Here is a 25,389-nt window from a genome sequence, read left to right as displayed (position 1 = left end):
ATTTTCAATCATTGGATGGATGTTCGCCGCCCCGATTAGGGGCAAGTATGTCGACATCAGAGCCCATCAGGACAGGACGCCATGACTCGCTCGCAACGGATTGCGCATGACCTGCTGCTACCGGCAGTTCTGCTACTGGCTACTGCCAGCCACGCCGATATCCCCGTCTCGATCGATCTTGCCCCCAACGAACTGGCCTACCTCACGGCCGATCCGTCCGCCCATGCCGGCATCAGCGGCCAGGGCGCCGTGGCGCTGGTCCAGCAGTCCGGCGAGAGCATGACCGGCCGCATCGCCCAGACCGGCTCCGAGCTGGAGGCCTACATCATCCAGAGCGGTTACGCCAACGGCGCCAGCATCGAGCAGATCGGGCAAGGCAACGCGGCGCTGATCAGCCAGAACGGCTTCGACAACGACGCCCACATCGAACAGACCGGCTCGGACAACCGCGCCGCCATCGCACAGCAGGGCTCGAGCAATCGAGCCCTCATCGAACAGACCGGCAGCGGGCATAGCAGCAATGTCAGCCAGAGCGGCCGAGGTCTGACGGTAGTGGTTCGCCAGTACCGCTAATCCCAAGGAAATACCGCTGTACTTAAAACATCCATGGAGTGACAAAAATGTTTAAGTTCAAACCTCTTGTAGCAGCCATTCTGACCGTCGCCACTGCCCAGGCCTTTGCCGCCGAGAACACCTCGGAGCAGAACCAGCACGGCATCAACAACAACGCAGAAGTGCTGCAAAGCGGCGGTTCGGGCAACTTCGCCACACAAAACCAGAGCGGTTTCAGCAACGACGCGATGGTCGAGCAAGCTAACTCGCAGGCCACCACCGCCACCCAGACCCAGACCGGTAACTTCAACAATGCCGAATCCCGCCAGAGCGGCGCGCTGATGACCGGCTCGACCCAGACCCAGAGAGGCTGGGGCAACGATGCACTGGTAGAGCAGACCGGCACCTACAAGACCGGCGCCACGCAGAACCAGAAAGGCGTTGACAACGTCGCCGAGACGTTCCAGGCCGGCTCGACCATGGCCAACGCCACCACTAACCAGGACGGCAAGGACAACTACGGCCTGATCACCCAGACCGCCACCTTTGGCAGCCAGGCGGTGGTGAACCAGAACGGCGACCTGAACAACGCCAGCATCACCCAGCTCCTCAGCAACAACGACCGCGCAACCATCACCCAGCAAGGCGTCGACAACGATGCGCATGTCACCCAGATCCTCAGCAGCGGCTCCATTGCCGAAGTCGAGCAGAGCGGCTGGCGCAACGACGCCATGGTTTCGCAGACCGGCGTGCTGCACGAGGCTTACGTCAAGTCCGACGGCAGCAACAACAGCGTCGACGTCGACCAGACCGGCAATGCGCAGAACGCCTTCGTCGTGCAGCACGGGGTCGGCAACGACTCCAGCATTGTGCAGACCAACGGCTGGTTCGGTGGCAACAACACCGCCACTACAGAGCAGTCCGGCATCGGCAACGAAGCCGACGTGTACCAAGACGGCCGCAATCAGACAGCCAAGACCATCCAGGAAGGCGGCTTCAACGTTGCCTCAGTGGAGCAGCAGGGCCGCGGCAACGATCTGCACTTCCATCAGGACGGCGCCGGTAACGAGCTGAACGCCGTGCAGCATGGTAGCGACAACGAAATCGTCGGCGTCAGCTATGGCTGGGACAACAGTGCCGATATCGAACAGGACGGCCGCGACAACCTGGCCACCGTTCGCCAGGAAGGCTCGTTCAACGACGTGATGCTGAGCCAGAGCGGCGCCGATCACCTGATCAAGGTGACTCAGAACGGCTTCGGCAACGACGCCATCGCCAGCCAGGCCGGCTACGGCAACACGGCCTACATCAATCAGAGCGGCTGGAACAACACCGCCCTGGTTACCCAGCAGTAAGTTCGTTCGCTACACCCGACTGCCGGCGCCTTGCCGGCAGTCGCGCTTCCTCTCTGCGCGATTCCCGTCCCGCACTTTGCCTTGGCCAGTCGGCGCACCGTTTCGGTGGCGAGCCTGGCGATCGGCCATCGCAGCGCCCCAAACTGAAGCAAGCTGACGCATCGGTCAGGTCATGCCAACGCGCTCACCTCCCGCCCGACGGCCCGGCCATCCGCGAACCTCCTTCATCCGATAAAAATAAATCCTTTCTTATCAACCATTTATCCTTAACCACAATGGAATATCCGGTATTGGCGCGACGCTTGCTATGTGACCAAAGCCTGACCGCTTAGACAACTTACAAGCTCATTCAAATGCCAATACGGAGACACACTCAATGAAGCGCAGCCTGACCACCGCAGCCCTCGCGGCCGGGTTCATCCTCAGCAGCCAAGCCATGGCCAGCCCAATGTTCTGGCAGAACAACAGCCTCACCTACCTGTACGGCAAGAACTTCGCAGTCGATTCGGGCCAGGATGGCCGCGAAGCCGCCATCCAGCAGACCATCACCTTCGAACATGCCAGCGGCTGGACCTGGGGCGACATGTTCCTGTTCGTCGACCACAAGTGGTTCAACGGCCACTCGGGCAAGGACGGCCGCACCTACTACGGCGAATTCAGCCCACGCCTGTCGCTGAGCAAGATCAGTGGTGCGGACCTGTCCTTCGGCCCGGTCAAGGACGTGCTGATCTCCGCGACCTACGAACGCGGCGAAGGCCGTAATCGCAACTATCTGCTCGGCCCGGCCGTCGACCTGGCCGTTCCCGGTTTCGATCGCCTGGCCATCAATACCTACTATCGCGAGCCCGACGGCATCACCGGCAAGCCGGGCGGCCAGTGGCAGATCACCCCGACCTGGGCCATCACCATTCCGGTCGGCAAATCCGACATCCTGCTCGACGGCTACATCGACTGGGTGGTCAACGACGCCGGCTCCAAGTCCAAGGGCGACTACCTCGCCAAGAACTTCCACTTCAACCCGCAGGTCAAGTACGACCTGGGCAAGGCCCTGGACTACACGCCCGGCAAGCTCTATGTCGGTATCGAATACGACTACTGGACGAACAAGTACGGCGTCGAGGACAGCAGCGCCTTCAACACCGACAACAACGTCACCAACTTCATCGTCAAGGCGCACTTCTGATGCGCCTCGCCGCCCGCAAACCGGGCGGCACTCGTTCGGTGCCAGTCGCTATCCTGGCCGCCACAAGCGCAACGGCTGCATCGAACAGCGAAACTCGTGCAGAATCAGTTCGGCTCGACCATCACCCCGGGCGGTCCGACGGCATTTCCCGGGGCTGCGAGGCGAATGAACACAGCGCATAGGCCATCATCCTCAACACGCAGCAGGCCCGCCCCGCATAGTGGAGCAGGCCAACCGCCAGCGCGCTCACGGACAGGGAACATGGACAAGAACAACGCACCCCAGCCGCTCTACACCGCCCAGGGCAAGCCCGCCGGCCGCATTCGGCAGAAGAACGAGGAAACCATCCTCGCGGCGGCCGCCGAAGAGTTCGCCCGCTACGGCTTCAAGGGCACCAGCATGAACGCCATCGCCACCCGCGCCGGGCTGCCCAAGGCCAACGTGCACTATTACTTCAACAGCAAGCTGGGGCTGTATGTCGAGGTCATGCGGCATATCCTCGAGCTCTGGGATACCGCCTTCGACGACGTGACCGTCGACGATGATCCGGCCATTGCCCTGGCCGAATACATCCGCATCAAGATGGAATTCTCGCGACGCCACCCACAGGCCTCGAAAATCTTCGCCATGGAAGTCATCAGCGGCTGCGAGTGCCTCTCCGAGCACTTCAACCAGGATTACCGCAACTGGTTCCGTGGCCGTGCCGCGGTGTTCGATGCCTGGATCGCCGCCGGCAAGATGGACCCGGTCGACCCCATGCACCTGATCTTCATGATCTGGAGCAGCACCCAACACTATGCCGACTTCTCCGATCAGATCCGCCGTATCAACGGCAAGCGCATGACTCGCGCCGATTTCGCCCACGCCAGCGACAACCTGATCGCCATCATCCTCAAGGGCTGCGGACTGATCCCGCCGCCACCCGCGGATCGCTGACCGACCGTGGCCCGCAAGCTACGCATCCACTCCCCGGCCATCCACTACTTCGACATGGTGCGGCGCTGCCAGTCGATTCGCGAGGCCTCGCGCCGGCTCAACGTCGCGTCGTCGGCGGTGAACCGGCAGATTCTCAAGCTCGAAGACGAGATCGGCGCGCCCCTGTTCGAACGCCTGCCCGGCGGGTTGCGGCTGACCGCCGCCGGCGAGATATTCGCCCGCCATGTCATCGTCGTATTGCAGGACGCCGAGCGTGTGCGCTCCGAACTGGACGCGCTGCAGGGCCTGCGCACCGGCCATGTGGAGATCGCCACGGTCTCCGGCGTCACCACCGACCTGCTGCCCGGTGTGCTGGAGCGGCTGCGCGAGCGCTATCCACGAGTCACCGTGGGCGTCACCAGCCTCGGCTCGCAGGCGATTCCCGAGGCTGTCATCAGTGGCCAGGCGGACATCGGCCTGGCCTTCGCCCTGCCGCGTACCGCAGATTTGCAGCAACTGGGCGTCGGCCACTTCCGCCTCGGCGCCATCGTGCCTCCCGCACACCCGCTGGCCGAGCGCGCCGAGGTGAGCTTCGCCACCTGCGCCGAGTATCCGCTGATCCTGGCCAAGAGCGATCTGTCCATCCATCACCTGCTGGCGCCGCTGCTGGCGCGCACCCGACCGCGGCACAAGGCGCCGCTGGAAACCAGCTCCGTGGAGCTGGCCCTGCAGATGGCCAAGCGCGGTGCCGGGGTCGCCTTCCAGACGCGCATCGGCATCGAGGCCGAGCTGGCCGGCGGCACGCTGGTGCACGTACCGCTGAACGATGGCGGCGCCGTATTCAGCGACCTCGGCGTGTACGTACGCAGTTCGCGTTACCTGCCGGTCGCGGTGGATGCCTTCGTTCGTGCCCTGAGCGAACAGATCGGCGAGCGCGAAGCGGCTCAGGGCAACCGATCGCCGAGCGGCCACAGCGTCGAAACCACGGCGCGCTGAACATCCGCGGAAGATTTCGCTCTATTGTGCGAAGCCACTATCCCGGAGTTGCCATTGAAATCGTCACGACTGCTGGCCATACCTGCCGCGTTGCTGCTGTCCCTGCATGCCCTCCCTTCCCTCGCCGCCAGTGGCACGCCGCTCGGCTGGGTGGAGCGTGGCAAGGTGCTTCCCGAGGCAGTCACGGTGAAGTTCAAGCTCGACACCGGCGCGCTGACTTCGTCGATGCATGCCGAAGACATCGAGTATTTCGAGCGGGACGGTGAAGAATGGGTCCGCTTCGATCTGGACCTCAATGACGTCGAACGGGACAAGCTGGTCGAGTCGCGCATCGAGCGCAAACTGCACCGTGAACTGACCGTCCGTGGCGCCGGCGGCAAAGAGGATCGACCGGTCGTGCTGATGAAGGTGTGCATCGGCGATCGCCTGCTCGAGGAGCAGTTCTCGCTCAGGGACCGCGATGAAATGCACTACCCCGTACTGCTCGGCCGCCGCACCCTGGAAAAGCTCGGCCCGGTCGACTCGGCGCGCACGTTCACCATCGAGCCCAGCTGCGAAGAGCTGGCCACTCGTTGACCCGCGGCGCACGCTGAACCACCGCGGCGAGTAGGCCCCGCGGTGCATTGCGCTGCTGGCCGCCCAGCGAAGCCTCGCAGTTGGCCAGCAAGTGCCACCACTACCCTGGCCGAGCCACATGAACGGCACCGACCGAGGGCTGTCGAGATGACCGTAAGGGCTGGCGAGTTGCCGCCCCACCAGTCATCGCCAGAGGAGAGCACGCCTATGCAGCCCTACGCCAAATTCGGCGCAATGATTGCCACCTCAACGCTGGTCATGTTCGGCCTGATGTACCTGAACGTGTTCCAGACCGACCACATCCTGTTCAGCGAAACCCGCGCCTACATGGCGCTGATCATGGGCGCGACCATGGCAATCGTCATGCTGGCGTTCATGTTGAAGATGTATCCGCGGCGTGGGGTGAACATCGCCATTTTCGCCGGTAGCGCGCTGGTGTTCGTAGCGTCCTTGTGGCTGGTGCGCAGCCAGGCGACGGTGGACCAGGTGTCGTGGATGAAAGCGATGATTCCGCACCACTCCATCGCCATCCTCACCAGCGAGCGGGCGGATATCCAGGACCCGAGGGTGCGCGAGCTGGCGGACAGCATCATCGAGGCGCAACGCCGTGAGATCGACGAGATGAAGGCGCTGATCAAGGACCTCGAGGCACGCGACTGAACCAGGGCAGGTCGTACAGCACGGATCGCTGGCGCCGCCTGCTCAGGCGGCGCAGCCGACCTCCGATATAAGTTCATCTCGGGAGCTTTCGCGCGGTCTTATGGTATCGAAGCCCCGCGCGCCATCTCCGCTATTCCGCCCCATAACGCGCCGCCATCCAATGCAATCTCTCGCACCACAGACAAACAATAACGATTTGCATTTGAATTCGAGTTTATAGCTGCATAAGATGCACCGCCTCACCCAGCGGCGTTATGTACATGGATGCAGATCGACAAATAAAAACGGCTGTTCAGCTGGCCACACTGATTAGCATGCTATCGATCGGCAGCCTGATGATGATCATGCCGCTCGGCCCGGATTTCGTCCGCGAACTGGACATGCCCGCCGACCGCATTGGGTATCTGGCTGGCGCCGCGACCTTGGCAGCCGCCCTCGGCTCGGCGCTCAGTGCTGCCTGGCTGGACCGCTTCGAGCGCAAGCCGGTGCTGCTCGCCCTGCTCGTCCTGCGCTTCGCCCTGCTCGGCGCCTGCGCAGGTGCCTCCGATGCGCACCAGTTGACCTGGCTCTTCGTGCTCAGCGCATTCGTCGCCGGCCCCCTGGGCGCGGTGCTGATGGCGAGCCTGCTCGATCTGATCCCGCCAGCCGAACGGGGCCGGCAGCTCGCCCGCCTAGCGATGGGTTTCTCCCTCGCCGCCATCGTCGTCACGCCTCTGGCGCTGGAACTCGCGCGCTGGCTGGGCTGGCGCGCGCCGATGCTGGGCATTGCCGCGGTTGGCCTGGCGCTCGCGTTTGGCTGCCACATCCTCTTCCCCAGTCCGCAACCACACCCACGCCCGCCAGGAGCGCTGCGCCCGCTGTTGCGCTCACCGCTGTGCCTGGGGGCACTGGCGCTTGTCGCATTGCAGATGTTCAGCCACTTCCTGCTGGTGCCGCACTTTTCCGCATTCTTCCAGTTCAATCTCGGCTTCGCCCGCGAACACATCGGCGTGCTCTACCTGTGCGGTGGGCTGGCCAGCCTGGCCGCCGTGCGTCTGGGCGGCAGCTGGATCGATCGCGGCCACGCCCGCCGGCTGGTCCTGAGCAGCAGCGGCCTGCTGGCACTGATCACGCTGCTCGGCTTCGCCCTGCTGGTTCCACTGCCGCTGTTGCTGGTGTTCAGCCTGTTCATGGCACTCAGCACATTGCGCACCAGCAGCACCACGACGGTCGCCGCGAGCATTCCGGCGCCCCATCAACGCGCCGCGTTCATGGCGCTGCACGGGTCCGTCAGCAACGTTGCCGCCGGCCTCGGCAGCCTGGCCTCCGCCGCCTACCTGGGTACGGCTGCCGATGGCGAGCTGACGGGTTTCGAACACCTCGCAGGTTTCCACGTGGTCCTCACCCTGATCGCAGGCGCAACCCTGCTGTTACTGCTCGCCGCCCTGCGTCGCCATGGACACCTGCCAACACCTACAACCACAAGCAGGGCCTGAACCTGCAGCCGCACGCCTGATGAGACTTACATCCCGCATCGATCAAACCGCAATGGAGCCTGCAATGCCTTCTGTAAGAACCATCAGTCGTCCCCGTCACCTGCCGCTCACGCTACTCGGCGCACTCCTTCCGATGCTCGCCATCGCCAGCGAGCCGGTCACGCTGCAGAACGAAGTCATCACCGCCACCCAGACCGCCCACAGCGAACTCAGCGCGCCGGCGAGCGTGTCGGTGGTCACCCGTGACGACCTCGACAAGCTGCCGGTGTACAACCTCGCCGATGCGGTGAAATACCTGCCGGGGGTGTACATCAGCCCGTCGTCGACCTACGGCCGCAAGGAAATCAGACTGCGCGGGATGGATTCGGACTACACCCTGCTGTTGGTCAACGGCCGCCGCATCAACTCGCGTGAAGCCCTGGTCTCCAACTACGCCAACGACTTCGATCTGTCCTCGATCCCGATGGCCGCCATCGAGCGCATCGAGGTGATCCGCGGGCCGATGTCCTCGCTGTACGGCGCCGATGCCATCGGTGGCGTGGTCAACGTGATCCTGCGTAAACCGACCGCCGACACCAAGGCCGGCATCGCCTACGGCTACGAGCACCCGACCGAGGGTGATTCCGGTGACAGCCACAAGACCAGCGGCTACATCAGCGGCGCGCTGATCGAGGACAAGCTGCTCGGCAACCTGATCGTCGAGGGCACCGACCAGGCTGCCTGGGGTTCGGACCAGACTACGTCGCCCCTGATCGATGCCGCCGAAAAACGCCAGAACGCCAGCGCCTACGGCAGCCTGAGCTGGCTGCTAGACGAGCGCCAGAGCATCGACCTCGACCTGAGCCATCGTGAGGACGACCGCAAGGGCACCTGGAGCAACTCGGGCTTCGCCTTTCCGACCAACGTTCAGGAGATGGAACGCAGCGCCTTCGGCCTGACCCACAACGGCAGCTGGGACGGCTTCAACTCGCGAGTCCGCTACTACTACGAAGACGTCGATCTTATGGACGACTCCGAGGTCATGACCGACCTGCGCGGCGGTCGCTTCAGCAACGTCAACCAGACCAACCATACGGTCGACGGCCAGGTGACCGCGTTCCTCGGCAACCACCTGCTGACCCTGGGCAGCGAACTGCGCCGCACCGAACTCAGCCACAGCAACAACCTCGGTTCGGAGATAGAGATCGATCAGCAGGCGCTCTACCTGCAGGACGAGTTCTCCCTGGGACAGCTGGATATCACCCTCGGCGCCCGCTGGGATGATCACGAAAGCTACGGCAGCGAATTCAGCCCGCGCGCCTACGGCGTGTACAACATGAGCGACAGCTGGGTAATAAAGGGCGGCGTGGGCAAGTCGTTCAAGGCGCCGAGCATTGCCCAATCCGATCCCACCTACGTGGAAATCGCCTGCCGTGGCTACTGCGTGACGGTCGGCAACGAGGATCTCAAGCCGGAAACCGCCACCAGCTACGAGCTCGGCACCTTCTACCAGAACGACCGCCTGCAGGCCGGCATCATGTTCTTCCAGACCGACATCGAAGACATGATCAGCACCGAAACGACGCGGCTGATTCGGGTGAACGGCCAGATCGTCGCCGCCGACCCGGTGCTGACCACCTACAACCAGCCCCATGTGCGGATCAAGGGTTACGAGCTGCAGGGCAACTACCTGCTGAGCGACCGCATCGGCCTGCGCGCGAACTACACCTACTCCGACGCCAGGGATCGCGACACCGACGAGCCGATCCGCAACTCGCCGCAGCATATCGCCAACCTGGGTGCCGACTGGCAGGCGCTGCCAAAGCTCGGCCTGAACCTGGATTACCAGTACACCGGCAGCCAGTACCTGTACGACGTGGCGCGTTCCGGGGCGTTCGAGACCGGCGCCTTCCACACCCTGAGCCTCGGTGCCCGCTACCAGGCCACCAAGCAGCTGACACTCAACGGCGGGCTCAACAACCTGACCAACGAGAAGCGCGACGAGGTGGCTCAGGCCGTCGACAACATCCTCATGGGTCGCACGCTGTTCGTCGGTTTCGCCTACGACATCTGACGCCCCACCCGGCGGCGCGGGCCGCCGGGTTCACCTGGAGACGCGAAGTGAACCATGCGGACTGATCCAACGATGCCAGCGTTGCAGAAGGCCACGCTGATTGCCGGCGGCGGGCTTCTGCTCGTGCTGCTGACTCTGTCCCTGGCCACCGGTGCCGGCGTGTATGGTGCCGACGCCGTGTTCGGCTATCTGCTCGGCCAGCCCGACTATGTGGCCGACGACAAACTGGCCATGGTCGTCGATACCCTGCGGCTGCCGCGCACCCTCGCCGCGCTGGTGGTGGGCGCCAGCCTCGCAATCGCCGCCTCGCTGCTGCAGAGCGCGACACGTAATCCCCTGGCCGAACCCGGCCTGCTCGGTGTCAATGCCGGCGCGGTGCTCGGGCTGGTGATCGGCCTGATCTATTTCGGCGTCGAGTCGACCCGGGGCTACCTGCTCTGGTCCGGCGCCGGCGCCCTGCTGGGCAATCTGCTGGTGCTGGGCGTCGGCCTGATGCTGGGTCAGGCCAGCCCGCTGAAGCTGATCCTTGCCGGGGTGGCGCTCGGCGCGATCTTCGGCGGTCTGGCGAATTTCCTGCTGCTCTCCACTCGGGTGGCGCTGGAGCAATTCCGCTTCTGGAACCTCGGCTCGCTATCGGCCTCCAGCCTCGATGCGGTCGGCACGGTCAGCCCGCTGGCCGTGCTCGGACTGGTGCTGGCGACGCTGCTCTGCCGTCAGCTGACCCTGATGCAGATGGGCGATAGCCAGGCCCGCGCGCTGGGCATCCATACCGGTTGGGTGCGCCTCGGCGTGCTGGCGGCATCCACCCTGCTCACCGCCTGCGCCATCTCGCTGGCCGGGCCGATCGGCTTTCTCGGTTTTCTCGCCGCCTATTGCGCGCGCCGCATCGAGCCGGTGGCACTGCTGCGGCAACTGCTGTTTTCCACGCTGTTCGGCATGCTCTTCCTGCTCGCCGCCGACGTGCTCTCGCGCTGGCTGCTACAGCCGTACGAACTGCCCGTCGGCACCCTGCTGGCCGCGCTCGGCGCGCCGGCGCTGATCGCCATCGTGTTGCGCGGCGGCTTTCGTTCCCTGTTGACGGTGAGGTAGCCATGACCTCCATCCCCACACCTTCCGGCGTCTGGACGCTGCGCCTCGGTGGCATCAGCCTGCTGCTGCATCGGCGCAGTTGGTTGATGTTCACCCTGCTCGTGCTGGTGCTGCTGGGCTTGACCGTCCTGGCGACCAGCCTCGGCAGCGGCCATCTCGGCGTGCGCGACGTCATCGCCACCCTCACCGGAAATGGCAGCAGGCTGCAGGAAATCATGCTCTTCAAGATTCGCCTGCCGCGGGTCGCCGCCGCGATCATCGCCGGGCTGGCCATGGGCATGGCCGGCTGCCTGATCCAGACCCTGGTACGCAACCGCCTGGCGACACCGGACATGATCGGTGTGAACGAGGGCGCCTCGCTGGCTGTGGTCGTCTTCGCCCTCTACCTGACCCTCGGCAACTGGCCATGGTGGGCGTCGCCACTCGGAGCCGCGCTGGCGGCCGCCGCATTGTTCGCCCTGTGCCGACGCCCCGGCGAGCAGGGCTACCTGTTCATCGTCATCGGCATTGCGCTGTCGGAACTGCTCGGCGCCCTCGGCGACTTCGCCATGTCGACGCAACCCCTCGCTCACTTGGGCAGCATCTACCTGTGGACCAGGGGCCACTTCGCCGGTGTCAGCTATCAGACGGTCAAGCCCGTCGCACTGCTGCTGTTGCTGCTCTGCCCGCTGATGGCGCTGGTCAATCGGCCGCTGGCGCTGCTGCGCTTCGGCGACGCCACGGCGCAGAACCTCGGGGTGAAGGTGCCGCTGGTCCAGCTCGGCGTGCTCGCCCTGGCAATCGTGGTGGCCGCGCTGGGTACGGCGATCGGCGGACCGGTGGTGTTCATCGCCATGGCCGCACCGATCCTCGCCTCCTGGCTGGCCCGCGACAACCTCGCCCCGCTGTGGCTGTCGGCGCTGTGCGGCGCGGTATTGCTGCTCGGCAGCGACAGCCTGGTGCGGGTGCTCGCCCAGCCCGAGGAAATCCCCACCGGCATCATGACGCGGCTGCTCGGTGGCATCCTGCTGCTCGGCCTGCTGCTCAAGGACAGACGAGGAGCTGACTGATGACTGCCCTGCGCGCGGAAAACCTGCACTTCGCCTATCAGGACAAGGTCGTGCTCGACAATGTCTCGTTCAGCCTGCCCCGAGGCAGGCTGATCGGCATCGTCGGCCCCAATGGCAGCGGCAAATCCACGCTGCTCAAACTGCTCGCCCGCCAGCTGCCGCTGCAACGCGGCACCGTGGAGATCCACGGCAAGCCGCTGCTGGGCTACTCGCTCAAGGCGCTGGCGCGGGAGCTGGCCTTTCTGCCGCAACGGCCGGTGCTGGCCGAAGGCATCCGCGTGGAACAGCTGGTGCAGTACGGCCGCCATCCGCACCAGGGCTGGTTCAACCAGTGGAGCGCGGAAGACGCCCGCCAGGTTGCACGCGCCCGCGCGGTGATGCAGCTCGATGCGATCTGGCAACGCAGCGCCGCCTCGCTCTCGGGTGGCCAGGCGCAACGGGCCTGGCTCGGCATGATCCTGGCGCAGAACACCGACCTGATCCTGCTCGACGAACCCACCAGCGCGCTGGACATCGGCCACCAGGCCGAGGTGATGGAAGCCGTGCACCAGATCGCCGCGGCCGGGCGCACGGTGCTGATCGTGATCCATGACCTCGGCGTGGCCGCCCGTTACTGCGATGAGCTGATCGCCCTGGCCGACGGCCGGGTGCAGGCCATCGGCCCGGCGCGGCAGGTGATGACCAAGGCCCTGGTCGACCGCCTTTACGACACCGACGTCGACATCCTTCCGGCCCCCGGCGACGGCGCGCCGGTGATCGTGCCGCGCCGCCGTACCCGTGCCCTCCAGCAACCCACTCTCCGAGAACACCCCGAAACGGAAGGTATGCAATGACCCTCAAGACCCCACGTCACCTGGCCGCCGCCCTGCTGGCCAGCCTGCTCGCCCTGCCCGCCCTGGCCGATACGCGCCAGGTGAGCGATGCCATGGGCAACACCGTCAACGTGCCGGAAACGCCGAAGCGGGTGATCACCCTCAGCGAAATCGATCTGGATACCGCACTCGCCCTTGGCGTCATCCCGGTCGGGAGCATCAATGGCCGCGGCCAGGCTGCACCGCCGCGCTACCTCGAAGGCAAGCTGCCGGCGGACGTCCCGGTGGTCGGCGATCTGGACAATCCGAATCTGGAAACCCTGCTCGAACTGGAGCCCGATCTGATCCTCACCGGCCCGGTAAAGCCGGAGCAGCTGGCGATCCTCAACGAGATCGCACCGACCGTGATCACCTACAGCTGGGGTCGCCCCTGGCAGGAAACCATGCAGCGCACCGCGCAGATCCTGAACAAGAACGCCGAAGCCAACGCCGTGCTGGACCGATACCGCGCCCGGGTCGAAAAGGCGCGCGAGCGGCTGAGCACGCATCAGGGCGAAACCCTCAGCATCGTGCGCTGGAATCCCAAGGGCCCCTCGTACATGTTCAAGGACGCCTTCGCCAGCACGGTCATCGAAGACCTCGGCCTCACCCGCCCCGCCCATCAGCAGGACCCCGGCCACACCCACTCGATGGCACTGAGCCTGGAGTCACTGGAACTGCTGGATGCCGACTGGCTGGTGATCGGCACCCTGGCTACCAGCGGCGAGGCGGTCGAGGCCATGCGTCAGGCCGAACAGAACCCGGCGTTCGGCCAGCTCTCGGCGCTGCAGAGCAAACGCTTCGGCGCTGTCGACGGCTCGCTGTGGACGTCCGTCGGCGGTCCGCTGGCGGCGCTGCAGGTGATCGAGGACGTCGAGCGCTTGCTCGGCAAGGCCGATGCAGAGCCGGTCACAAGGGACTGACTCGACCCAGCGTCAGGCCGAAAACAGCAGCGCCTTGAGCCCGCTCTCGGGGCTGATGTCGGGAAACTCCGGCGGGTTTTCCAGGCGCTGCTCGAAGCGCAGCTGCGGCGCCTCGGCAGCCATGCCCTGGATCAGGAAGTCCGCGCCGATGTCCGGGTCATTCACGCAGGCCAGCACCTGGCCGCCGGCATTCAGCAGTTCCGGCAGCTTGCGCAGGATCTTCTGGTAGTCGCGGGTCAGGGCGAAGCTACCCTTCTGGAAGGAAGGCGGGTCGATGATGATCAGGTCGTACGGCCCGAGCTTGCGCACCTTGCCCCAAGATTTAAACAGCTCGTGGCCGAGAAAGCTGACCCTGCTGAGATCGTGGCCATTGAGGCGATGGTTCTCCCGCCCTCGGGTCAGGGCGGCACTGGCCATGTCCAGATTGACCACGTGCTCGGCGCCACCGGCGATCGCCGCGACGGAAAAGCCGCAGGTGTAGGCGAACAGGTTGAGCACCCGCTTGCCCTGCGCATTTTCCTGCACCCACTGCCGGCCGTAGCGCATATCGAGAAACAGGCCGTTGTTCTGCTTGCGCCCGAGATCGAGCTTGTAGCGCAGACCGTTCTCGCTGATCAGCCACTCCGCGGGCACATCGCCCAGCAACGCCTCGGTCGGTGCATCCGGCAGATAGCGATGCTGCAGCAGCAAGCGCTGTGCCTGGCTCTGCTTCCAGGCCGGGGTCTCAGTCAGCGCCATGAGCATCTGCTCTAGCGCCTCCCGCTCCGCCTCGCCCGGATCACGGAACAGCGCCACCAGCACCAAGCCCTGCAGCCAGTCGACGGTTAGCTGTTCGAGCCCCGGATAGCAGCGGCCGCGACCATGGAACAGTCGTCGCGTCTCGCCGGGCACGTTGGCCAACGCGTCGAGCAGGTGATTTTGCAGGGTGGCGAGGGGTTCGGGTGTCATGGGCGGGCATCGTCGGCAGCGTGGCCGCGCATTCTAAACGCAGCCGCCGCCGACGCCAGGCTTCAGATATCCAGGCAGATCTTGCCGAAGTGCTGGTTGGTTTCCTGGTAGCGGAACGCCTCGACGATATCGTCCACCGCGAAGTGCTTGTCGATGACCGGACGGATGCCGTTGGCATCGATGGCGCGGATCATCTCTTGCTGCTGCGCGCGGCTGCCCACCAGCACACCCTGCAGACGCAACTGGCGCACAAGGGCCGGTACCAGCGGCAGCTCGCCGGCAACGCCAGTGAGGATGCCGATCACCGAGATATGCCCACCGATGCGCGCCGCCACCATCGACTGCTCCAGCGTCGCCGGCCCACCGACTTCGATCACATGGTCGACGCCGCGGCCGTCGGTCATCTTGCGCACCGTCTCGCCCCAGGCCGGCGTGCTGCGGTAGTTGATCAGGTGATCGGCGCCCATCTCGCGCAAGCGCTCCAGCTTGGCATCGCTGGACGAGGTGGCGATGACCGTGGCACCGGCCATCTTGGCGAACTGCAGGGCAAAGATGGAAACGCCGCCGGTGCCTTGGATCAGCACGCTGTCGCCGGGTTTGAGCTTGCCGTCGGCCATAAGCGCACGCCAGGCAGTGAGGCCGGCGGTGGTCAGGGTAGACGCCTCGGCATGGCTGTAACCCTTGGGTGCATGGGTGAACGAGGTGGCGCGGGCGGTGACCATTTCCCGTGCATAACCATCGACGCCATCGCCCGGCACCGTGGCGAAACCCTCGATCAGCGGCTCACCGGCCAGCCAGTCGGGGAAGAAGGTGCTGACCACCGCATCGCCAACGGCGAATTCAGTCACGCCCGAACCCACCGCCACCACTTCACCGGCACCATCGGCCATGGGGATGCGCGGCTCGCTGGGGCCCCACATGCCGCTGACCACCGCGAAGTCGTGGTAGTTGAGCGAGTTGGCGCGCAGGCGCACTGTGATCTCGCCGGCCTCCGGCCTGGGGGCCTCGCTGGTGCCAACGACGACCCGGTCGTAACCGCCGCCGGGCTGTACGAATATGGCTTTGTGGCTCATTGGAATTCTCCTCTGCTAACGGGATGACGTGCATGGGAACGGCCGGCAGCGGCATCGTTCGACCTGCCGAAGCCTGCTGCGCATCGCTGTTCGAATGCGCGACAGCATAGCCAATCCGCCATCGACATGGCGGCCGCGAACTTACCTCCTTCGCCATCGTCGAAAGCGCGTTCGCCAATTGTCCACGGCTCGCCCGCAGGCAGCCGCACGAAACTGCCCAGCGCATCCGGAACAACTTCATGCCCCATCGCCCTGATCAACCGACGATCCTGCTCAGCACCCTCGCCGCCGCACTCCTGCTCGCCCTGGCCACGCCCAGCCTGGCGGCCGAAACAGAGGCGCAGCTGGCCGCCCGCGACGCCGAGAACAAGCGCCTGACCGCCGAGCTCCTGGCCAAGCCGAACGAGCTGACCCAGCCGCTGGAGAGCAAGTACAACCACATCATCACCTACGGCCAGTCGCTCGCCTCCGCCGCCGAAGGCTGGCCAGCGCTCTCGGTGGCACCGCGCTACGACAACCTCATGCTCGGCCAGTCGCCACGCTCGGCTGCGTTCAGCGGCGCGGCGTTCAAACCGGTGGGCGAAGCGGCCTTCACGCCGTTGCGCGCCGTGGTTCAGCAGAAGAGCAACGCGGCCGTGGTGCTCGATGCAGAAAAGGTCGGCAAGCTTGCGCCGCAGGCGCAGGAAGAAGGCGAATCGGTGGAAGTCGGCGCGCTGAACATGGCACGCCGGCTCTATCTGCATCACCTCGGCCGCGACACCGATCCGGATCACCTGTTCGTCGCCAGCAACGCCTCGACCTCGGGCCGCTCCATTGCCCAGCTCTCGAAAACCGGCGGCACCAACGAATACCTGCGCGTGACCCAGGCGGTCGATCAGGCCAAGGCGCTGGCCGATGCGCAGCAGGCCAGTTACAGCCTCAGCGCGTTCTTCTGGTTGCAGGGCGAGTACGACTATTCCCACACCAACGGCGGCAAGAACGATCAGGCGTACTACAAGGCCAAACTGCGCGAGCTGCGCGACGACCTCTACGCCGACGCCGCCAAGGCCATCGCCGGGCAGGAAAAGATGCCGGCCTTCTTCAGCTACCAGACCGACGCCAAATCCTCGGTCAAGGACGGTTCGCTCGCGGTCGGCATGGCGCAATGGGAACTGGCCCAGGAAGAACCCGGCTGGCACCTGGTCGGCCCGGTCTACCCCTACACCGACAAGGGCGTGCACCTGTCGGCGAACGGCTATCGCTGGTTCGGCCAAATGCTCGGCAAGGTCTACCATCGCGTCGTCATCGAGCGTAAGGGCTGGACCCCGCTCGCACCGCGCCAGGCCACGGTGGACGGCCGCGACGTGCTGATCGATTACCACGTGCCGCACCCGCCATTGGCGTTCGACCAGCCGTACATCGGCCACCAGGCCCGCGACGTGAAGAACAAGGGTTTCGTACTGCGTGACGACACCGGCGACGTGCCCATCGAGGCCATCGAAATCGTCGCCGACACCGTCGTGCGCCTGCGGGCCGGTCGCGATCTCAGCGGTCAGCCGCGCATCAGCTACGCGGGCCATGAGGTCGGCGGCGCCGGCCAGCTGCGCGACAGCGACCCGATGCGCGCCGACGCGACCTACGAATACCTGCCCGACCTCATGCCTGCCGAAGCCAATATCAAGGCACTGGTGCACCAGCCCTACCCGCTGCAGAACTGGAGCATCGCCTTCGATATCGCCGCTGAAAAAGCCACGCCGGCGGAACAGCCCGTCAGCGAGTAACACCACGGCGCCGGTCACACCGGCGCTTCGATACCCAGCACGCGCATGCGCCGGTACACCGTCGGGCGCGACACGCCAAGCTCCCGCGCCACCGCGCTGACATTCCAGCGATGCCGGCGCAACTGGTCGCGCAGTGCCGACGCCGACTCGGGTTCGGACGGGGCCGACGACTGACGGCAGCGCGCCAGAATCGGCGGCAGGCACTCGTCAGGCAGATCCTGCACGGTGATCTCATCACCCTCACAGGTTGCCAGTGCATACTGCAATACGTTGCGCAGCTCGCGGATGTTGCCCGGCCAGGGGTAGGCCAGCAGCGCACTCATGGCATCGCCACGCAGGTGCGGATTGCCCGGCCGGCCTTCGGCAAGTTCGGCGAACACCCGCTCGATGAGAAAGCCCTTGTCGGCGCGCTCGCGCAGCGGGGGCAGCTTCAGCGACGCGCCGTTCAGGCGGTAGAACAGGTCCTCGCGAAACGCCCCGCTGTCGACCATCTGCCGCAGGTCGCGGTGGCTGGCGGCCACCACGCGGATATCCACCTTCACCGGTTTCTCGGCACCCAGCGGCATCACTTCCTGCTCGGCCAGCACCCGTAACAGCCGGGTCTGCAAGTGCAGCGGCATGTCGCCGATTTCATCGAGGAACAGCGTGCCGCCGTCGGCCTGCTGGATCAGTCCGCGCATGCCCTTGCTGCGCGCGCCGGTAAAGGTGCCAGGGGCGTAGCCGAACAGCTCGCTTTCGATCAGCGACTCGGGCATGGCGCCGCAGTTGATCGCCACGAAGGGTTTGCTGCGCCGGCAGCCGCTCTCATGCAGCGCCTTGGCCAGCCGTTCCTTGCCGGTCCCGGTCTCGCCATTGAGCAACACGTTCAGCGGCTCGCTGCACAGGCGTCTGGCGCGGGCGAGCATCTTGCGCATCACCGGGTCGTCGTCAGCCAGCGCATCGAGGGCGGAGTGCCCGCCGGGCGCGCTGCGTTCGGCCGGCTCCGGTGCACGGCGACGCGGCTCCATCAAGGCGGCGAAGAACAGCTGGTGGCGATGGGTGCGAAAGGCACGGACCTGGTCGTGACTGGCGTAGGGAATGCTCAGTACATCGCCCAGCTCGCAATCGAACAGCTGATCGATACGCGCCTGCGCCGGGGTGCCAAAGGGGCCCGGCATCATCAGCCCGTGCTTGGCCAGCAGACCGCGAGCGGCGGTGTTGCCGGCAAGCAGCTCGCCATCGTCACCCAGCGCCAGAAGATAGCGGCGGTTGATCAGGACGAACTCGCGGGAGCCGTCGAAACAGAGGATCGGCCGCTCGCGATAGACGCGCATGAAATAGGCATCCTCGATCATCCGCGCGTATTGCTTGACCAGCTGCAGGGCGAAGGTCTGGGAATCCTTGGTCGGTGGTGAATGCAGCGCGGAGATATCCAGCACTGCCAGCAGCTGGCCGTGCGGGTTGAACATGGGCACCGCGGTGCAGGTGAGGTTGGTATGCCAGACGCTGAAATGATCCTGCTGGTGACAGGTCAGCGCCTGCTGCTCCTTGATACAGGTGCCGACCGCGCAGGTGCCGGCGTGGTCCTCGCCCCAGTCCGAACCGAGGAACAGACCGGTCTTGCGGTGCGCCTTTTCGTCTGCCGGGTCGCCGAGAAACTGCACGGCGATACCGCGGTTGTCGGTCAGGAGGATCACGTAACCCAGCTCGGCGATCTGCCGGTACAGCTGCTCCACCCCGGCGCGGGCGACATTGATCAGCTCGTCGGCCTGATCCTGATGCTCGCGCAGCACCTGCCGCGGGACGAAACGGGCTTCGGCAGGTCGCGCCGGATCCAGGCCGTAGTCGTGCACACAGCGATGCCAGGAGCGCGCGATGATCGGATCACGATCACCGGGCAGGTGCGGAGCATTGGCCAGGGAAAGCACCGCGTCGATATGGCTGACCGGACCGGATAGCAGATTCATGCCTCCTCCTCGAAGTGCTCGCGCCAGACCGAGGCGGGCTACTCCAGCGAAACGCTTTATTGTTTTGCAATAAACGAAGGATAAACCATAGAACCGCACAGACCAGCCTGAACTTTAGAAGCACTTTGTCTGTTCATATTGTTTGTCGCCGTACTGTAAAACGCTTTACAGCGCTTTACAGGTGTAACGCCCAAAGCGCTTTACACATTAAATACAACAGCGCCATCAAGTTACAAAAAAATCATATTTATCAATCGCTTGCCAAAACCTTAAGCCCTCACTGAAAGTTGGCATGACAACTGCTCCTACTGTTTTGCGGAACAAACTCTTCGCATAACAAGATCGCCAGCATTCCGAGCACCACGGAACTGCCGGTAATAATCAGGAGCTATGTCATGCACGATTCAGCTCGCCCGCACGGCACGCTAAACCGGCGACGTTTTCTTTCCATTTCCGGCCAGTCCTTGCTGGCATTCAGCCTGTCGCAACTGATCCCGGTGAACCTGCTCGCCGAGGAACGCCTGCCAGACCTGCCCGATGGCCTTCTGCGCATGGGCCGTGACGTCTTTCCCCACGAGTTCATCAGCGACCACCACTACGTGCAGCCCCTGCTCGGCCTGGTGGACGAGCAGCCGGCCCTGGTCGCTCGCGGCCTGGACGAACTGCAGCAGCAGGCGCGCCAGGCCCATGGCTCGCCATTCGAACAACTCGACGAGGCCGAGCGCGTGGCCCTGCTGACCGACATCGAAAACACCCCCTTCTTCAAGGCCGTGCGCAGCAGCCTGATGTTCGGCCTGTACGACAACAAGGCGCTGTTCCCGCTGTTCGGCTACGAGGGTTCGTCCTGGGAATACGGCGGCTACGTCAACCGCGGCTTCAACGATCTGAACTGGCTCTGAACACCCCGCCCACGCGGGATAACAACAAGAACAAGATGAGGAATACCCCATGGCAACTTTTGCCCAGGATGACGATGGCGTCGTGGTGATCATCGGCTCCGGCGCCGGCGGCGGGACGCTCGCCAACGCGCTGGCCAAGCAGAAGATTCGCAGCGTGGTGCTGGAAGCCGGCAAGCGCCACACGCTGGAGGACATCGAGAACGACGAGTGGGCGATGTTCAAGAAGATCTCCTGGCTCGACAAACGCCAGGCCGCCGGTGGCTGGCACCTGACCGAAAACAATCCAACCCTGCCCGCCTGGATCGTCAAGGGCGTCGGCGGCAGCACGGTGCACTGGGCCGGCATCGCCCTGCGCTTTCGCGACTTCGAATTCAAGATGCAGAGCATCAATGGCGTCATCGCCGGCGCCAACCTGCTCGACTGGCCGGTGACGCTGGACGAGATGGCGCCCTGGTACGAGAAGGCCGAGAAGCACATGGGCGTGACCGGGCCGAGCACCGGCATGGCCTATCACCCGTGGCACAACTCCTTCAAGGTGCTGGCCACCGGCGCCAAGCGGGTAGGCTACAAGGAGATCCTCTCCGGGCCGATGGCGATCAACACCGAGCCCTATGACGACCGCGCCGCCTGCCAGCAGCTCGGCTTCTGCATGCAGGGCTGCAAGATGGGCGCGAAGTGGTCGACGCTCTACACCGACATTCCCCGCGCCGAAGCCAGCGGTTATTGCGAAGTGCGCCCGCAGTCGATGGTGCTGCGCATCGAGCATGACGCCAAGGGCCGCGCTAATGCCGTGGTCTACGCCGACGCCAGCGGCACCATTCAGCGGCAGAAGGCCCGGGTGGTCTGCGTGGCGGGCAATTCCATCGAGTCGCCGCGGCTGTTGCTCAACTCCGCCTCGGCGATGTTCCCCGACGGGCTGGCCAACTCCTCCGGCCAGGTCGGGCGCAACTACATGACCCACACAACCGCCGGCATCTTCGCCGTGATGCCGAAGCCGGTGAACATGCACCGCGGCACCACCTGCGCCGGGGTGATCTCCGACGAGTCCTATAACGATCCGTCGCGCGGTTTCGTCGGCGGTTACCGGCTGGAAATCCTCGCCCTCGGCCTGCCCTTCCTCTCCGCCTTCCTTGACCCCACACCCAAGGGCTGGGGCAAGCAGTTCACCTCGCGGATGGAGAAGTACAACCACATGTCCGGCGTCTGGCTGTGTGGCGAGGACCTGCCGCTGGAGAGCAACCGCATCACCCTGCATGACAGCGAAAAGGACCAGTACGGCCTGCCGATCCCGGTAGTGACCAAGAGCGATCACCCGATGGATGCTGCCATGCGCAAGCACGGCGTTGCCGCCACCGCCAGGTGCTACGAGGCCGCCGGTGCCACCGACATCATCGAGCTGCCGCCCTACCCGGCCAGCCACAACATGGGCACCAACCGCATGAGCGCCAAGGCGCGTGACGGCGTGGTGAACAAGTGGGGCCAGAGCCATGACATACCCAACCTGTTCATCTCCGATGGCAGCCAGTTCACCACCAGCGGCGGCCAGAACCCCACCCTCACCATCGTCGCGCTGGCCCTGCGCCAGGCCGAGCAGATCGGCCGTCTGCTCAACGAACGCGCGATCTGACCCGCCACTACAAGGGAGTCCACCCATGACCCAGCCAAACAACTCGCAGCGCCTGTGGATGTATGAGCAGATGCTGACCAGCCGCTACATGGAGGAATCCATCGAGCGCATCTACATGGAAGGCAAGACGCCGGTGTTCAACATGGCCAAGGGGCCGATCCCCGGCGAGATGCACCTTTCCAACGGCCAGGAACCCTGCGCCGTGGGCGTCTGCGCCCACCTCGAGGCCGGCGACATCGTCACCGCCACCCACCGCCCGCACCACATCGCCGTGGCCAAGGGCGTGGACCTCAACGAGATGATGGCCGAGATCTTCGGCAAGGCCACCGGTCTTTCCGGCGGGCGCGGCGGGCATATGCACCTGTTCGATGGCCGGGTGAATTTTTCCTGCTCGGGGATCATCGCCGAGGGCATGGGCCCGGCGGTCGGCGCGGCGCTGTCGCGGCAGATGCAGGGCAAGCCCGGCGTGGCTGTCTCCTTCATCGGCGAGGGCGCGGCTAACCAGGGCGCCTTCCACGAAACACTGAACCTCGCGGCGCTGTGGAAGCTGCCGGTGGTGTTCGTCATCGAGGACAACGCCTGGGGCATCTCGGTGGCCAAGGCCAGCGCTACCTGCATCGCGCAGCACCACGTGCGCGCCGCGGCCTACGGCATGCCCGGTGTGTTCGTCGAGAACAACGACCCGGACGGCGTGTTCCGCGCCGCCGGTGAAGCCATCGAGCGCGCCCGTGCCGGTGGCGGCCCGACCCTGATCGAGATCGAGACCTATCGCCTGGCCGGCCACTTCATGGGCGATGGCGAAACCTACCGCCCCGAAGGCGAGAAGGACGGCCTGATGAAGAAGGACCCGATCCCCGGTTACCGCCAACGCCTGATCGACGAAGGAGTGATGAGCGAAGCGCAGGCCGAAGACATCGCCGCACGCGCCCGCGGGCGCATCGATGAAGCGGTGCAGTTCGCCCGCGAGAGCCCTTATCCGCGTCCCGAAGAGGCGCTGGAGAAGGTCTTCGTGTAGCGCAGGTCAGCCCCGACGACCGCAGAAGCGAGCCTGCTCGCGAAACGCGGACACAGCAGAACAACAAGAGGAATACCACCATGAACAGCCAAGCCACCATGACCGCCGCCGTCTGGCACGGTCGCAAGGACATCCGCCTGGAACAGGTGCCGCTGCCCGGAGCGCCGCAACCGGGCTGGGTGCAGATCCGCGTGCACTGGTGTGGCATCTGCGGTTCCGATCTGCACGAATACCTCGCCGGCCCGGTGTTCATTCCGGTGGACGCGCCGCACCCGCTCACCGGCATCAAGGGCCAATGCATCCTCGGCCACGAGTTCTGCGGCGAGATCGTCGCCACCGGTGAAGGCGTCGAAGGCTACGCGCTCGGCGACAAGGTCGCCGCGGACGCCTGCCAGCACTGCGGCCAGTGCCGTTTCTGCAAGACCGGCCAGTACAACCTCTGCGAGCAGCTGGCCTTCACCGGGCTGATGAACAACGGGGCCTTCGCCGAACTGGTCAACGTGCCGGCCGAGCTGCTCTACCGCCTGCCGGAAGGATTCCCAATGGAAGCCGGCGCGCTGATCGAGCCACTGGCGGTTGGTATGCACGCGGTGAAGAAGGCTGGCAGCCTGCTTGGCGAAACCGTAGTGGTGGTCGGCGCCGGCACCATCGGCCTGTGCACCATCATGTGCGCCAAGGCCGCTGGTGCCGGCCAGGTGATCGCGCTGGAGATGTCCGCCGCGCGCAAGGCCAAGGCGCTGGAAGTCGGTGCCAATCGGGTCATCGACCCCAGCGAGTGCGACGCCAACGCCGAAATCAAGGCGCTCACCGGCGGCTACGGCGCCGGCGTCTCCTTCGAGTGCATCGGCCACAAGGCCACCGCCAAGCTCGCCATCGACGTGATCCGCAAGGCTGGTCGCTGCGTGATGGTCGGCATCTTCGAGGAGCCCTCGGAATTCAACTTCTTCGAGATCGTCGCCACCGAGAAACAGGTGATCGGCTCGCTCGCCTACGCCGGTGAATTCGCCGACGTCATCGCCCTGATCACTGACGGCCGCATGGACGTCACCCCGCTGATCACCGGTCGCATCGGGCTGGACAACATCCTCGAGCAGGGCTTCGAGGAGCTGGCCAACCACAAGGACCGCAACGTCAAGATCATCGTCAGCCCCGCCGCACTGGCCGGCTGAGCAGGAGAACCCCATGACCACAGCAGTAAAGGAAAGAAAGCTCACCGTCGCCCGCGCCATGGCCGAAGCCGTGGCGCAGGAGATGCGCCTGGACCCGAAGGTGTTCGTGATGGGCGAGGACATCGGCCAGCTCGGCGGCGTGTTCGGCAACACCCGTGGGCTGTACGAAGAGTTCGGCAAGACGCGCATCCGCGACACGCCGATCTCCGAAACAGCCTTCATCGGTGCCGCGGTGGGCGCTGCCTCGGACGGCATGCGGCCGATCGTCGAGCTGATGTTCGTCGACTTCTTCGGCGTCTGCATGGACGCCATCTACAACCTGATGGCCAAGAACACCTACTTCTCCGGCGGCAAGGTGCCGGTGCCCATGGTGCTGATGGCCTCCACCGGTGCCGGCTACTCGGACGCCGCCCAGCATTCGCAGTGCCTCTACGGCACCTTCGCCCACCTGCCGGGCATGAAGGTGGTGGTGCCGAGCAACGCCTACGACGCCAAGGGCCTGATGACCGCGGCCATCCGCGACGACAACCCGGTGGTCTACCTCTTCCACAAGTCGCTGCAGGGCATGGGCTGGCTGGGCACCGAGAAAGGCGCCACGGTGCCAGTGCCGGAAGAGCCCTACGTCATCGAGATCGGCAAGGCCAACACCGTGCGCGAAGGCCGCGACGTCAGCCTGGTCAGCCTCGGCGCCGGCGTGCATCACGCCCTGCGCGCCGCCGCGCAGCTGGAAAAGGACGGTGTCAGCGCCGAGGTCATTGACCTGCGCAGCCTGGTGCCGCTGGACCGCGAACATGTCATCACCTCGGTACGCAAGACCGGCCGGCTGATCGTGATCGACGAGGACTACCACAGCTTCGGCGTCAGCGGCGAAATCATCGCCAGCGTGGTCGAGCACGACATCGGCATGCTCAAGGCCCGCCCGCAGCGGGTGGCCTTCCCCGACATCCCCATCCCCTTCACCCCGGTCATGGAGCAATGGGCCCTGCCCAACGCGGACAAGATCGTGGCCGCCTATCACGCCATGCATAAGGAATGACGTTTATGAGTACCCCCATCGTGATTGCAGACGACCTCTGGGAAGGCGACGCCGAAGCGGTGATCACCTCCTGGCTGGTCAGCGACGGCGCCGAAGTGGCCGCCGGTGACCTGGTCGCCGAGGTCATGTCGGAAAAGGCCCAGTTCGAGATCGAGGCGCCGGCTGCCGGCGTGCTGAAGATCATCGAGGAAGAAGACGCGGTGATCGCCAAGGGTGCGGTCATCGGCCAGGTGGAATAG

23 protein-coding genes are annotated in these 25,389 nt (G+C 65.0%); 20 read left to right on the top strand and 3 right to left on the bottom strand.

Annotated elements, in window-relative coordinates; genetic code table 11:
* Positions 1-81 precede the first annotated feature (81 nt).
* The 13 genes from CW305_RS19215 to CW305_RS19155 all read left to right on the top strand — a co-directional run bounded on the left by CW305_RS19215 (position 82) and on the right by CW305_RS19155 (position 13,677).
* Complete coding sequence (locus CW305_RS19215) at positions 82-573, top strand: curli production assembly protein CsgB (RefSeq protein WP_014821089.1); 492 nt, start codon at positions 82-84, stop codon at positions 571-573.
* Between the two features lie 47 nt (positions 574-620).
* Positions 621-1,907: a hypothetical protein gene (locus tag CW305_RS19210; protein ID WP_104098654.1), complete on the top strand. Its 1,287-nt coding sequence runs from the start codon at positions 621-623 to the stop codon at positions 1,905-1,907.
* Positions 1,908-2,283: 376 nt separating this feature from the next.
* Positions 2,284-3,090 carry an outer membrane protein OmpK gene (locus CW305_RS19205; RefSeq protein WP_044315391.1) on the top strand — a complete coding sequence of 269 codons (807 nt, stop codon included), beginning with the start codon at positions 2,284-2,286 and terminating at the stop codon, positions 3,088-3,090.
* A 261-nt stretch (positions 3,091-3,351) separates the two neighbouring features.
* On the top strand, positions 3,352-4,026 hold the full coding sequence (locus tag CW305_RS19200; RefSeq protein ID WP_104098653.1) for a TetR/AcrR family transcriptional regulator: 675 nt from the start codon (positions 3,352-3,354) through the stop codon (positions 4,024-4,026).
* Positions 4,027-4,032: 6 nt separating this feature from the next.
* Positions 4,033-5,001, top strand: coding sequence for a LysR family transcriptional regulator (locus CW305_RS19195; RefSeq protein WP_104098652.1), 969 nt, complete (start codon positions 4,033-4,035; stop codon positions 4,999-5,001).
* Positions 5,002-5,055: 54 nt separating this feature from the next.
* A complete protein-coding gene (rloA3, locus tag CW305_RS19190) occupies positions 5,056-5,577 on the top strand; it encodes a retropepsin-like aspartic peptidase RloA3 (protein ID WP_104098651.1) in 522 nt (173 codons plus the stop codon).
* A 207-nt stretch (positions 5,578-5,784) separates the two neighbouring features.
* Positions 5,785-6,237 (top strand): DUF305 domain-containing protein, encoded by a 453-nt coding sequence (locus tag CW305_RS19185; protein WP_104098650.1) that lies wholly within the window; start codon positions 5,785-5,787, stop codon positions 6,235-6,237.
* A gap of 335 nt (positions 6,238-6,572) precedes the next feature.
* Positions 6,573-7,712: an MFS transporter gene (locus tag CW305_RS19180; RefSeq protein WP_425444920.1), complete on the top strand. Its 1,140-nt coding sequence runs from the start codon at positions 6,573-6,575 to the stop codon at positions 7,710-7,712.
* Positions 7,713-7,776: 64 nt separating this feature from the next.
* Complete coding sequence (locus CW305_RS19175; protein ID WP_104098649.1) at positions 7,777-9,765, top strand: TonB-dependent receptor domain-containing protein; 1,989 nt, start codon at positions 7,777-7,779, stop codon at positions 9,763-9,765.
* Between the two features lie 54 nt (positions 9,766-9,819).
* On the top strand, positions 9,820-10,854 hold the full coding sequence (locus CW305_RS19170) for a FecCD family ABC transporter permease (RefSeq protein ID WP_272867656.1): 1,035 nt from the start codon (positions 9,820-9,822) through the stop codon (positions 10,852-10,854).
* Positions 10,855-10,856: 2 nt separating this feature from the next.
* Positions 10,857-11,903, top strand: a complete 1,047-nt coding sequence (locus CW305_RS19165; protein WP_104098648.1) for a FecCD family ABC transporter permease — start codon at positions 10,857-10,859, stop codon at positions 11,901-11,903.
* On the top strand, positions 11,903-12,736 hold the full coding sequence (locus CW305_RS19160) for an ABC transporter ATP-binding protein (protein WP_104098647.1): 834 nt from the start codon (positions 11,903-11,905) through the stop codon (positions 12,734-12,736). Before CW305_RS19165 ends, CW305_RS19160 begins: the two co-directional genes overlap by 1 nt.
* Positions 12,733-13,677: an ABC transporter substrate-binding protein gene (locus CW305_RS19155; RefSeq protein WP_104098646.1), complete on the top strand. Its 945-nt coding sequence runs from the start codon at positions 12,733-12,735 to the stop codon at positions 13,675-13,677. The genes CW305_RS19160 and CW305_RS19155 overlap by 4 nt, the downstream gene beginning before the upstream one ends.
* A 12-nt stretch (positions 13,678-13,689) precedes the next feature.
* On the opposite strand, the gene CW305_RS19150 is transcribed toward CW305_RS19155, so the two are convergent.
* Complete coding sequence (locus CW305_RS19150; protein WP_104098645.1) at positions 13,690-14,625, bottom strand: class I SAM-dependent methyltransferase; 936 nt, start codon at positions 14,623-14,625, stop codon at positions 13,690-13,692.
* A gap of 62 nt (positions 14,626-14,687) precedes the next feature.
* On the bottom strand, positions 14,688-15,698 hold the full coding sequence (locus tag CW305_RS19145) for a zinc-dependent alcohol dehydrogenase family protein (RefSeq protein ID WP_104098644.1): 1,011 nt from the start codon (positions 15,696-15,698) through the stop codon (positions 14,688-14,690).
* A gap of 239 nt (positions 15,699-15,937) precedes the next feature.
* Here CW305_RS19145 and CW305_RS19140 point away from each other — a divergent pair, with 239 nt between their 5' ends.
* Positions 15,938-17,458, top strand: coding sequence for a phosphate ABC transporter substrate-binding protein (locus CW305_RS19140; RefSeq protein ID WP_104098643.1), 1,521 nt, complete (start codon positions 15,938-15,940; stop codon positions 17,456-17,458).
* Positions 17,459-17,472: 14 nt separating this feature from the next.
* Here the strand turns inward: CW305_RS19140 and CW305_RS19135 are convergent, their stop codons facing one another.
* On the bottom strand, positions 17,473-19,404 hold the full coding sequence (locus CW305_RS19135) for a sigma-54-dependent Fis family transcriptional regulator (RefSeq protein ID WP_104098642.1): 1,932 nt from the start codon (positions 19,402-19,404) through the stop codon (positions 17,473-17,475).
* Between the two features lie 395 nt (positions 19,405-19,799).
* Here CW305_RS19135 and CW305_RS19130 point away from each other — a divergent pair, with 395 nt between their 5' ends.
* From CW305_RS19130 to CW305_RS19105, 6 genes are all read left to right on the top strand, one after another.
* Complete coding sequence (locus CW305_RS19130; RefSeq protein WP_104098641.1) at positions 19,800-20,303, top strand: gluconate 2-dehydrogenase subunit 3 family protein; 504 nt, start codon at positions 19,800-19,802, stop codon at positions 20,301-20,303.
* 49 nt (positions 20,304-20,352) lie between these two features.
* The gene (locus CW305_RS19125) at positions 20,353-21,930 is read left to right on the top strand and encodes a GMC family oxidoreductase (RefSeq protein ID WP_104098640.1); all 1,578 of its coding nucleotides are present in this window, start codon (positions 20,353-20,355) and stop codon (positions 21,928-21,930) included.
* A gap of 25 nt (positions 21,931-21,955) precedes the next feature.
* Positions 21,956-22,945 carry a thiamine pyrophosphate-dependent dehydrogenase E1 component subunit alpha gene (locus CW305_RS19120; RefSeq protein ID WP_104098639.1) on the top strand — a complete coding sequence of 330 codons (990 nt, stop codon included), beginning with the start codon at positions 21,956-21,958 and terminating at the stop codon, positions 22,943-22,945.
* 98 nt (positions 22,946-23,043) lie between these two features.
* A complete protein-coding gene (locus CW305_RS19115) occupies positions 23,044-24,114 on the top strand; it encodes a 2,3-butanediol dehydrogenase (RefSeq protein WP_104098666.1) in 1,071 nt (356 codons plus the stop codon).
* Between the two features lie 13 nt (positions 24,115-24,127).
* Positions 24,128-25,150 (top strand): alpha-ketoacid dehydrogenase subunit beta, encoded by a 1,023-nt coding sequence (locus tag CW305_RS19110; RefSeq protein ID WP_104098638.1) that lies wholly within the window; start codon positions 24,128-24,130, stop codon positions 25,148-25,150.
* Between the two features lie 5 nt (positions 25,151-25,155).
* On the top strand, positions 25,156-25,389 hold the full coding sequence (locus tag CW305_RS19105) for a lipoyl domain-containing protein (RefSeq protein ID WP_023444395.1): 234 nt from the start codon (positions 25,156-25,158) through the stop codon (positions 25,387-25,389).

Origin of the sequence: Stutzerimonas kunmingensis (genome assembly GCF_002929225.1) — a bacterium.
Taxonomy (GTDB): Bacteria; Pseudomonadota; Gammaproteobacteria; order Pseudomonadales; family Pseudomonadaceae; genus Stutzerimonas.
This window is presented reverse-complemented; position numbering and strand designations above follow the sequence as displayed.

Coding starts and splice junctions, on each gene's coding strand:
- CW305_RS19215 (WP_014821089.1), top strand. CDS start 82: ATGACTCGCTCGCAACGGATTGCGCATGACCTGCTGCTACCGGCAGTT.
- CW305_RS19210 (WP_104098654.1), top strand. CDS start 621: ATGTTTAAGTTCAAACCTCTTGTAGCAGCCATTCTGACCGTCGCCACT.
- CW305_RS19205 (WP_044315391.1), top strand. CDS start 2,284: ATGAAGCGCAGCCTGACCACCGCAGCCCTCGCGGCCGGGTTCATCCTC.
- CW305_RS19200 (WP_104098653.1), top strand. CDS start 3,352: ATGGACAAGAACAACGCACCCCAGCCGCTCTACACCGCCCAGGGCAAG.
- CW305_RS19185 (WP_104098650.1), top strand. CDS start 5,785: ATGCAGCCCTACGCCAAATTCGGCGCAATGATTGCCACCTCAACGCTG.
- CW305_RS19180 (WP_425444920.1), top strand. CDS start 6,573: ATGATGATCATGCCGCTCGGCCCGGATTTCGTCCGCGAACTGGACATG.
- CW305_RS19175 (WP_104098649.1), top strand. CDS start 7,777: ATGCCTTCTGTAAGAACCATCAGTCGTCCCCGTCACCTGCCGCTCACG.
- CW305_RS19170 (WP_272867656.1), top strand. CDS start 9,820: ATGCGGACTGATCCAACGATGCCAGCGTTGCAGAAGGCCACGCTGATT.
- CW305_RS19165 (WP_104098648.1), top strand. CDS start 10,857: ATGACCTCCATCCCCACACCTTCCGGCGTCTGGACGCTGCGCCTCGGT.
- CW305_RS19160 (WP_104098647.1), top strand. CDS start 11,903: ATGACTGCCCTGCGCGCGGAAAACCTGCACTTCGCCTATCAGGACAAG.
- CW305_RS19155 (WP_104098646.1), top strand. CDS start 12,733: ATGACCCTCAAGACCCCACGTCACCTGGCCGCCGCCCTGCTGGCCAGC.
- CW305_RS19150 (WP_104098645.1), bottom strand. CDS start 14,625: ATGACACCCGAACCCCTCGCCACCCTGCAAAATCACCTGCTCGACGCG.
- CW305_RS19145 (WP_104098644.1), bottom strand. CDS start 15,698: ATGAGCCACAAAGCCATATTCGTACAGCCCGGCGGCGGTTACGACCGG.
- CW305_RS19140 (WP_104098643.1), top strand. CDS start 15,938: ATGCCCCATCGCCCTGATCAACCGACGATCCTGCTCAGCACCCTCGCC.
- CW305_RS19135 (WP_104098642.1), bottom strand. CDS start 19,404: ATGAATCTGCTATCCGGTCCGGTCAGCCATATCGACGCGGTGCTTTCC.
- CW305_RS19130 (WP_104098641.1), top strand. CDS start 19,800: ATGCACGATTCAGCTCGCCCGCACGGCACGCTAAACCGGCGACGTTTT.
- CW305_RS19125 (WP_104098640.1), top strand. CDS start 20,353: ATGGCAACTTTTGCCCAGGATGACGATGGCGTCGTGGTGATCATCGGC.
- CW305_RS19120 (WP_104098639.1), top strand. CDS start 21,956: ATGACCCAGCCAAACAACTCGCAGCGCCTGTGGATGTATGAGCAGATG.
- CW305_RS19115 (WP_104098666.1), top strand. CDS start 23,044: ATGACCGCCGCCGTCTGGCACGGTCGCAAGGACATCCGCCTGGAACAG.
- CW305_RS19110 (WP_104098638.1), top strand. CDS start 24,128: ATGACCACAGCAGTAAAGGAAAGAAAGCTCACCGTCGCCCGCGCCATG.
- CW305_RS19105 (WP_023444395.1), top strand. CDS start 25,156: ATGAGTACCCCCATCGTGATTGCAGACGACCTCTGGGAAGGCGACGCC.